Source organism: Mycobacterium sp. NAZ190054, assembly GCF_001545925.1.
Taxonomy (GTDB): domain Bacteria; phylum Actinomycetota; class Actinomycetes; order Mycobacteriales; family Mycobacteriaceae; genus Mycobacterium.
Genome location: NZ_LMVQ01000156.1, coordinates 1 through 8,445 on the forward strand (window position 1 = coordinate 1; position 8,445 = coordinate 8,445).

General features: G+C 68.0%; 7 protein-coding genes and 1 pseudogene. 2 read left to right on the forward strand and 6 right to left on the reverse strand.

The window, feature by feature from the left end; translation table 11 throughout:
• The first annotated feature begins 71 nt into the window (after positions 1-71).
• Positions 72-929, forward strand: a complete 858-nt coding sequence (locus ASJ79_RS12665; protein ID WP_067955610.1) for a helix-turn-helix domain-containing protein — start codon at positions 72-74, stop codon at positions 927-929.
• Here ASJ79_RS12665 and ASJ79_RS12670 read toward each other — a convergent pair whose 3' ends face one another.
• The 5 genes from ASJ79_RS12670 to ASJ79_RS12690 all read right to left on the reverse strand — a co-directional run bounded on the left by ASJ79_RS12670 (position 930) and on the right by ASJ79_RS12690 (position 6,782).
• The gene (locus ASJ79_RS12670; protein ID WP_067955612.1) at positions 930-2,564 is read right to left on the reverse strand and encodes a peptide chain release factor 3; all 1,635 of its coding nucleotides are present in this window, start codon (positions 2,562-2,564) and stop codon (positions 930-932) included.
• 108 nt (positions 2,565-2,672) lie between these two features.
• Positions 2,673-3,563, reverse strand: coding sequence for an oxidoreductase (locus ASJ79_RS12675; protein ID WP_067955614.1), 891 nt, complete (start codon positions 3,561-3,563; stop codon positions 2,673-2,675).
• Between the two features lie 70 nt (positions 3,564-3,633).
• Positions 3,634-4,335, reverse strand: coding sequence for a PadR family transcriptional regulator (locus tag ASJ79_RS12680; protein ID WP_067955615.1), 702 nt, complete (start codon positions 4,333-4,335; stop codon positions 3,634-3,636).
• A gap of 87 nt (positions 4,336-4,422) precedes the next feature.
• Positions 4,423-5,967 carry an NCS1 family nucleobase:cation symporter-1 gene (locus ASJ79_RS12685; protein WP_067955617.1) on the reverse strand — a complete coding sequence of 515 codons (1,545 nt, stop codon included), beginning with the start codon at positions 5,965-5,967 and terminating at the stop codon, positions 4,423-4,425.
• A gap of 104 nt (positions 5,968-6,071) precedes the next feature.
• A complete protein-coding gene (locus ASJ79_RS12690) occupies positions 6,072-6,782 on the reverse strand; it encodes a GntR family transcriptional regulator (RefSeq protein ID WP_067955619.1) in 711 nt (236 codons plus the stop codon).
• Between the two features lie 107 nt (positions 6,783-6,889).
• Between ASJ79_RS12690 and ASJ79_RS12695 the strand changes: the two genes are divergently transcribed.
• Complete coding sequence (locus tag ASJ79_RS12695; protein ID WP_067955621.1) at positions 6,890-8,257, forward strand: carotenoid oxygenase family protein; 1,368 nt, start codon at positions 6,890-6,892, stop codon at positions 8,255-8,257.
• Between the two features lie 53 nt (positions 8,258-8,310).
• Here ASJ79_RS12695 and ASJ79_RS32200 read toward each other — a convergent pair.
• A pseudogene (locus tag ASJ79_RS32200) lies at positions 8,311-8,445 on the reverse strand (histidine--tRNA ligase); the annotation flags it as partial.

Genomic DNA, 8,445 nt, shown 5'->3' on the forward strand with positions numbered 1-8,445 from the left:
CGACCGGGGACGGCGCGAACTAGGACTCGCCGTCCTACGTTGTCGGCGTACGGTTCTGCGATGATGGCAACGTGGCCGACGCCAATCGTGAACTCGCGGATTTCCTGAAACGCGCCCGCAGCGCGGTCGATCCGGGGCGGGCCGGCCTGCCCGCTGACGGCCGGATCCGGCGGGTGCCCGGCCTGCGCCGGGAGGAGGTCGCACTGCTCGCCGGCGTCTCGACCGACTACTACACGCGGCTGGAGCAGGGTCGGCGGATCACCCCGTCGGCGGGGGTGCTGGACGCGATCGCCCGCGCGCTGGATCTCGGTGACACCGGACGGGCCCACCTGGGCCACCTCGTCGGTGCGTCGCCGAGGCGGCGCAAGGCGCCGCGGGCGGTGCAACGCGTCAGACCCGGGTTGTACCGACTGCTGGACTCGCTGGACGGCACGCCGGCGATGATCCTCGGGCGTCACACCGGCGTGCTCGCGACCAACCGTGCCGCCCGGGTGCTGTTCGCCGACTTCGACGCGATGCCCCCGCGTGAGCGCAACTACGCGAAGTGGATGTTCACCTCGGAGCAGGCGCGGAACCTGTTCGCGGACTGGGAGGTTCAGGCCCGGACCGCCGTCGAGAACCTGCGCCTGGACGTCGGCGGCGACCCGAACGACCCGGCCGCCGTCGAACTCGTCGACGAATTATCCGCTGCCAGCGCGGAGTTCCGGACCTGGTGGTCCGAACACCGGGTGTACCAACGGACTTACGGCACCAAACGGTTACGGCACCCGGTCGTCGGCGACCTCTCGGTCGACTACGAGACCTTCACGATGCCCGGTGACGCGGATCAGACGCTGTTCGTCTACACGACCGAGGCGGGCAGCCCGTCCCGCGACGCGCTGAACCTGCTGTTGAGCTGGAGTTCGACGCGCGCCGTGGACGTCGACTGATCACTGACCCGCCGCGACCAGTTCCCGCAGACCCATCGTGGGGTTCTCCCGCTGCACCGTCTCCAGCCGCCACTTCGTCGAGAACACCGCCAGCATGACGCCGTCGGTGCGGGTGAAGACCTCCACCGCGGCCATCCTCTGCAGTGCTTCGGCATCGTCGGGGTCGCAGATCCTTGCCACCGTGTACGGCAGCGGCTCCAGCGAGATCGGCGCGCCGAACTCAGCGGCCATCCGGTGGCTCGCCACCTCGAACTGCATCGGGCCCACCGCCGCGAGGACAGGCGCCTGATCACCGCGCCGGTCCGAGCGCAGCACCTGGACCACGCCCTCCTGGTCGAGCTGTTCGATGCCCTTACGGAACTGCTTGTGCTTGCTCGGGTCGGTGCCCCGCGCGACGGAGAAGTGCTCGGGCGAGAAGCTGGGGATCGGCGGGTACTGCACGGCGACGTCCTGGTAGAGCGTGTCGCCCGGCCGCAGCGCGGCGGCGTTCGCCAGCCCGATGACGTCGCCCGGCCACGCGGTGTCCAGCGTCGAGCGCTGCTGGCCGAAGACCGACTGGGCGTACTTGGTCACGAACGGCTTGCCGGTGGTGGCATGGGTCAGGACGTCGCCGCGCTCGAACGTGCCCGAGCACACGCGGGCGTAGGCGATGCGGTCGCGGTGCGCGGAGTCCATGCCTGCCTGCACCTTGAACACGAACGCGCTGAACGGTGCGTCCGCCGCCCGGCGGTTGCCGTCGACGTCGAGCTGCCCGTTCGGCGACGGCGCGAGCTGGGCGAGCACGTCCAACAGCTGGTTGACCCCGAAATTCAAAGCGGCGGAGGTGAACAGGACGGGTGTCGAGGTGCAGTCCAGGAACGTCTCCGGATCGAAGTCGGCGCCGTCGGCGCTGAGCAGTTCGGACTCCTCGACCGCGTTGTCCCAGTCCACTCCGGCCGCGTCGTGGGCCCGGGACGGGTCGATGTGCTCCTCCGGAGCCGCGGTGGCGCCGCCCGCGGTGCGGGTGAACCGGATGAACTTCCCGGTGCGGCGGTCGAGCACGCCCTTGAAGTCGCCGGCGATGCCGACAGGCCAGGTCAACGGCGTGGGCCGCAGCCCGATCCGGGACTGGATCTCGTCCATCAGCTCGAGTGCGTGGCGGCCGGGCCGGTCCCATTTGTTGACCACCGTGATGATCGGGATCCGGCGGTGCCGACAGACCTGGAAGAGCTTCAGCGTCTGCGGTTCGAGCCCCTTGGCCGCGTCGATGAGCATCACCGCGGAGTCGACCGCGGTCAGTACCCGGTAGGTGTCCTCGGAGAAGTCCGCGTGACCGGGGGTGTCGAGCAGGTTGATGACGCAGGTGTCGCCGGCGCCGGTGGTGTACGGGAACTGCAGCGCCGTCGAGGTGATGGAGATGCCGCGGGCCTTCTCCATCTCCATCCAGTCCGACACGGTGGCGCGGCGACCGGCTTTGCCGTGGATCGCCCCGGCCTCGGTGATGGCCTTGGCGTGCAGCACCAGCGCCTCGGTCAGGGTGGACTTGCCGGCGTCCGGGTGGCTGATCACTGCGAAGGTTCGGCGGCGTCGCGCTTCGGCGGAGACGCGGTCGGATCGGGGGCCGGCCGCCGTCGCCGTCCCGGTGGAATTCGTCATTATGACGCCGATTTTATGGACCGCGGCCGCGAAACAGTAATCGTGGCCGCCGCCCCGCTACATTCGCGGCTCGGCCGCCCCGTTACATTCGCGGCTCCGCCGCCCCCGTTACATTCGCGGCTCCGCCGCGGTCGCGTCCAGTTCGCGCTTGGTGTCCTCGTCGAGCGTGATGTCGCGCACCGCGGTGTTCTCCTCGAGGTGGGAAACCGACGACGTCCCCGGGATCAGCAGCACGTTGGGCGCCACCGACATCGTCCACGCCAGCGCGATCTGCGCCGGGGTGCGCCCCGACCGCTGCGCCTCCCGGACCACGGCCGGGTGGTTGAGCACCGGGTTGTCGGGATTGAATCCCGAGCCCAGTGGGAAGAACGGCACGAACGCGATGCCGCGCTCTGCGCACAGGTCCAGCACCGGCTGTGAGGTCCGGTCGACGAGATTGTAGGCGTTCTGCACGCACGCGATCTCGGTGCGCTCCAACGCGATTCGCAGATGTTCGACGCTGATGCTGCTCAGCCCGATACCGTCGATCAGGCCTTCGTCGCGGGCCTGGATCATCGCCGAGAGCTGCCGGTCGAACAGTTCACGGTCGACCTCGGCCGGAGCGCTCGGGTCCTCGGAGCCGAACACCCGCAGGTTCACCGCGGCCAACCGGTCGACGCCCAGGGTGCTCAGGTTGTCCTCGATGCCGCGGCGCAGCTCGTCGGGTTGCTGCGCGGGCAGCCAGTTGCCCTGGTCGTCGCGCTTGCCGCCGACCTTGCTCACCAGCGCGAGATCGGCCGGGTAGGGGTGCAGCGCCTCACGGATGAGCTCGTTGGCGACGACCGGCCCGTAGAACTGCGCGGTGTCGATGTGATTGATGCCCAGGTCGACGGCGCGCTTGAGCACGGCGATGGCCTGGTCATGGTCGCGGGGCGGCCCGAAGACGCCGGGCCCGGGCAGTTGCATCGCCCCGAAACCGACGCGGCCGACCGTGTATGTACCGAGTTGGTAGCTGTCCATGCCTCTGCGAACACGGATTCGGCGCGATTTCATACCGTTCCGGTCAGAAATCGCGCCGAATTCGCTCGGATCAGTCCTCTCCGAGGACGTGGTAGATCTCGCGGCGGGCGTTGTTGACGATGTCGACGATGCGCTGCTGCTGCTCGGGGGTGGCCGCGTGGGCCGACTGGGCGACGGCGCCCATCAGCTGCCCGACGGCGCTGCGCAGGCCCATCGCGCCGGGGTCGGCTCCTTCGGTGATCTCGTCCCACGGCGCCGTCTCGATCTTCTCCGCCGCGGCGCGACCGTCGTCGGTCAGTTCGAAGAGCTTCTTGCTGCCCTCGGTCTCGCTGGCCTTGAGCAGGCCTTCGTCGACGAGTAGCTGCAGCGTCGGGTAGATCGAGCCGGGGCTCGGCTTCCACAGCTGCTGGCTGCGCTCGTGGATCTCCTGGATCATCTCGTAGCCGTGCATCGGCCGGTCGGTCAGCAGCTTGAGGATCGCGGCGCGCACGTCTCCGCGCCGGCCACGACCGGCCCGCGGTCCGCCCCGCCGGCCGCCACGACCACCGGGTCCGAACGGGAAACCGGGACCGAATTTTCCGCCGCCGGGACCGAAGCCGCCGGGGCCGAAGCCGAAGGTCGCGTCGCCGCGATGCTCGCGGAGGTGGTCACGGAACTCGCGACGGGCCTGGCGACGACGCTCGTGCGCGATGCGCCGGTCGGCCGGGCTGAAGCCGAAGCCGTAGCCGTGGCCTTCGAACGGATTCTCCGGGGGTGTGAAAGGGGAGTTCATGTCGGTGCTCTTTCCTGCGAAGGAAGCACGAGGTGCACTTCCGATACGTTGACGATATATCGGAAGCTATCGCGATGCAACGGTGAGTCAGGCTACCGGCGTCGCGTCCCTCAGTGGCGTCATGCGCCATGCCCCCCGGGTCGCGATCAGGTAGTAGAGGCCGAACCCGACACCGCAGCCGATGAACCAGCTGTACTGCGCCGCGGCGCCCATGCCGGTCACCGAACCCCCGAGGAGCACCGGGATCACGGCGAGCGTCGCGCCGACGAGGGTGGCCACCACCGCGACCGGGTTGTAGCCCTTCTTGTACCAGTAGTTGGCCGACGGGCTCATCGTGAACAGGTCGTCGACGACGATCTGCTGCTTGCGCACCAGGTAGTAGTCGGCGATCAGCACACCGAACAGCGGGCCGATGAACGCGCCGAGGGTCTCCAGCGTGTAGTGGATGACTTCCGGGTTGCTGTACAGGTTCCACGGGGTGATCAGCACCGATCCGACCGCGGCGATCATGCCGCCCATCCGCCAGCTGATCTTCTGCGGGCTGACGTTGGAGAAGTCGAACGCGGGCGAGATGAAGTTCGCGACGATGTTGATGCCGATCGTCGCGATGGTGAACGTCAGCGCGCCCAGGATGATCGCCGTCGTGCTGTCGATGCGGGCCACCGTCTCGACCGGATCGGTGATCAGCTCGCCGAACACCGGAACCGTTGCGGCAGCGGTGATCACGACGAGCAGGGAGAACACCAGGAAGTTGACCGGCAGCCCGAGGAAGTTGCCTTTCTTGACCGCCTGGAACGACTTGCCGTAGCGGGAGAAGTCGCCGAAGTTCAGCATCGGCCCGGAGAAGTAGGACACCACCAACGCGATCGCACCGAGCATGACCGCCAGCGTGTTGCCCTGCTTCTCGCCGCCGAGGGTCAGGCTGACGTGCCAGCCGGACTTCCACAGCAGATAGCCGCACAGGATGAACATGACGACGTAGACCGCCGGCCCGCAGAAGTCGATGAACTTGCGGATCGACTCCATGCCCCGCCAGAACACGCAGGCCTGCAGGATCCACAGCAGGATGAAGCTGCCCCAGCCCAGCAGCGACAGCCCGGCGAAGCCGTAGTTGTCGACCTCGGCATACGGCATCAGGCCGGGAAAAAGCTTGAGCAGCACGATGTCCAGGGCCGCCGAGGCCAGATAGGTCTGGATCCCGTACCACGCCACCGCGATCAGGCCGCGGATGATCGCGGGGATGTTGGCGCCCAGCACACCGAACGAGGCCCGGCACACCACCGGATAGGGCACACCGGCCTGCTGGCTGGGTTTGGCCACCAGGTTGCAGAAGACGTTGACGATCACGATGCCGACGAGCAGCGCGATCAGCACCTGCCAGCTGGCCAGGCCGAGCGCGAACAGGCTGCCCGCGGTGACGTACCCGCCGACGCTGTGCACGTCCGACATCCAGAACGCGAAGATGTTGTAGGACGTCCAGCTCTGCTTGCCCAGCGGGGCGAGGTCTTCGTTGGTCAGTCGCGGGTCGTAACCGGGCTTGATGACGCCGCCGCCCACGGGATGCCCGGACGCTTCGATCAGGTCGTTGGCGCCGATCTCGGCGCCCGGGGGGAGGTCTCGGGTATCTGTCATTGTTCAGCTTCCTGCTCGAAGGCGAAGAACGTCGATGCTCGGAAGCTAGTGACGGCGTGTTTCCCAACCGTTGCGCCGAGAATATATTTCCGGACCTTCCGGCCTCAGGTGCCGTCGATCACCAGGCCGGTATCGGTCGGCAGCGACGCCACGACACCGTTGAGGCGTTTGTTGTGCGCGGCGGCGGCGTGCAGCAGAGCGTCGGCGTCGCCGGCCAGGAACGCGTCGAGCATCACCCGGTGGTCCTCGTGCAGCAGTGCCCGCTGCCGCTGTCCGACGTGCACCATCAACTGCACGGGCTCGGTGATGTTCCAGGCGTTTTCGAGCATGTGCACCAGCCGCAGCATGCATGACGGGCGGCTCAGCGCCATGTGGAACTTCCTGCTGTTCCGGTGATAGGCCTGCGCGTCGTCGAATTTCAGTGCTTGCTCGAGGGTTTCGTGGACCTCGGTCAGGAGCGCGTGGTCGGCGTCGGTGGCCTTGTGTACGGCGGCGGCCATCGCCGCGGATTCGAGCGTCTCACGCACCAGGTACATCTCCGCCAGTTCGCTGGCGGTCAGCTGGGCCACGGCGTAGCCGGAATTCGGCCGGTGCTGCACCAGCCCTTCTCCGGTCAGGGTTTTCAGGCTCTCCCGGACCGGGATGTGACTCACCCCGAACATGTCGGCGACCTCGCCGACGGGGATCGGGGTGCCGGGAGGAACCGCCCCGTCGAGGATCACCCGGCGCAGTTCGTCGACGATGCTCAGCGCGGCCGCGCCGTCGCGGCTCACCACCGCCTTGAACAATGCGGCGGAGTGTCGGCGGTCAGGCATTCCGTGATCTTCCCCCGCATCTCCCGGGGCCGCGACGCGAAGACCTTCCGTTGTTGACAGGTGCCCGGGTGCCGGTGTGGTGTATCCGGTACAGGAGGTTGGGCCCCATGACCGAGACCACGTCAGACCACACCGACTCCGCGTTGCCCGGCACCGGTGAGTTCTTCCGTGTCGGCAACTACGCACCCGTGACCGACGAGTTGACGGCGTTCGATCTGCCGGTCGAGGGTGCGATACCGCCCGAACTCGAAGGCTGGTACCTGCGCAACGGCCCGAATCCGAGGGAGGCGAGCGGGCACTGGTTCGCCGGCGACGGCATGATCCACGGCGTCCGCATCGAGAACGGCCGCGCCGCCTGGTACCGCAACCGGTGGGTGCGCACGGACAGCTTCGTCGACCCGTTCCCGCTGTACAACCCCGACGGCACCCGCAACCTGCGCGCTTCCGTCGCTAACACGAACGTCGTCAACCACGCGGGTAAGACCCTGGCGCTGGTGGAGTCGTCGCTGCCGTACGAGATCACCAACGAGCTGGAGACGGTCGGGCCCTACGACTTCGGCGGCAAGCTGGCCGACGCGATGACCGCGCACCCGAAGATCTGCCCGGCCACCGGAGAGTTGCACTTCTTCGGCTACGGCAACATCGTCACCCCGCACGTCACCTACCATCGCGCAGATGCCAACGGCGAGTTGGTGATCGACCGACCACTCGACGTGCCGGCTCTGACGATGATGCACGACTTCGCGCTGACCGCGAACCATGTGGTGTTCATGGACCTGCCGATCGTGTTCGACGTTGAGATCGCCGCGCGCGATGACGGGGACATGCCCTACCGCTGGGACGACGACTACGGCGCCCGGTTCGGGGTGCTGCGCCGCGACGACCCGTACGGTGCGGTGCGGTGGTTCGAGATCGACCCGTGTTACGTCTTCCACGTCGCCAATGCATTCGACAGGGCATCGGCCGACGGGGATTCCATCGTGGTGCAGGCCGTCCGCTATCCCGAGTTGTGGCGGCAGGACGGAGGATTCGATGTCGACGGGGTGATGTGGACCTGGACCATCGACCTGCAGACCGGGACGGTGCGGGAAAGTCAGCTCGACGACCGCGCGGTGGAGTTCCCGCGGATCGACGACCGGCTGGCCACGCTGCCCGCCCGCTACGCGGTGTCCGTCGGCGACGCCGGCCTGATCCGCTACGACCTGCTCACCGGGGACGCCGTCGAGCACCGTTTCGGCACCGATGCGTCACCGGGCGGACCCGGAGAGGCGGTCTTCGTCCCGTCGATGTCGGGCGCGGCCGATGAGAGCAGCGGCTGGTACCTGGGCTACGTGTACGACCCCGACCGGGACGGCAGCGACCTCGTCATCCTCGACGCGTCTGATTTCAGCGGCGCACCGGTCGCGAGAATCAAGCTGCCGCAACGTGTTCCGTACGGCTTCCACGGGAACTGGATCGTCGGACAGCCGTCATGACGGCGGCGCGAACCCGTCGCTCCGCGGTGGCGGCGGAGGTGCGGGCGGCCACGGCGGCGGGGCGGACGTTTGTCGTCGAGCACCCGCAGCGGGTTGATCTCGGCGCGGCGGCGGGTCTCCTCGTCGAGGTCCAGCTTGAACAGGAAGTCCTGCAACAGCTCCCGGTACTGCGGCCGGCAGGTGTCATC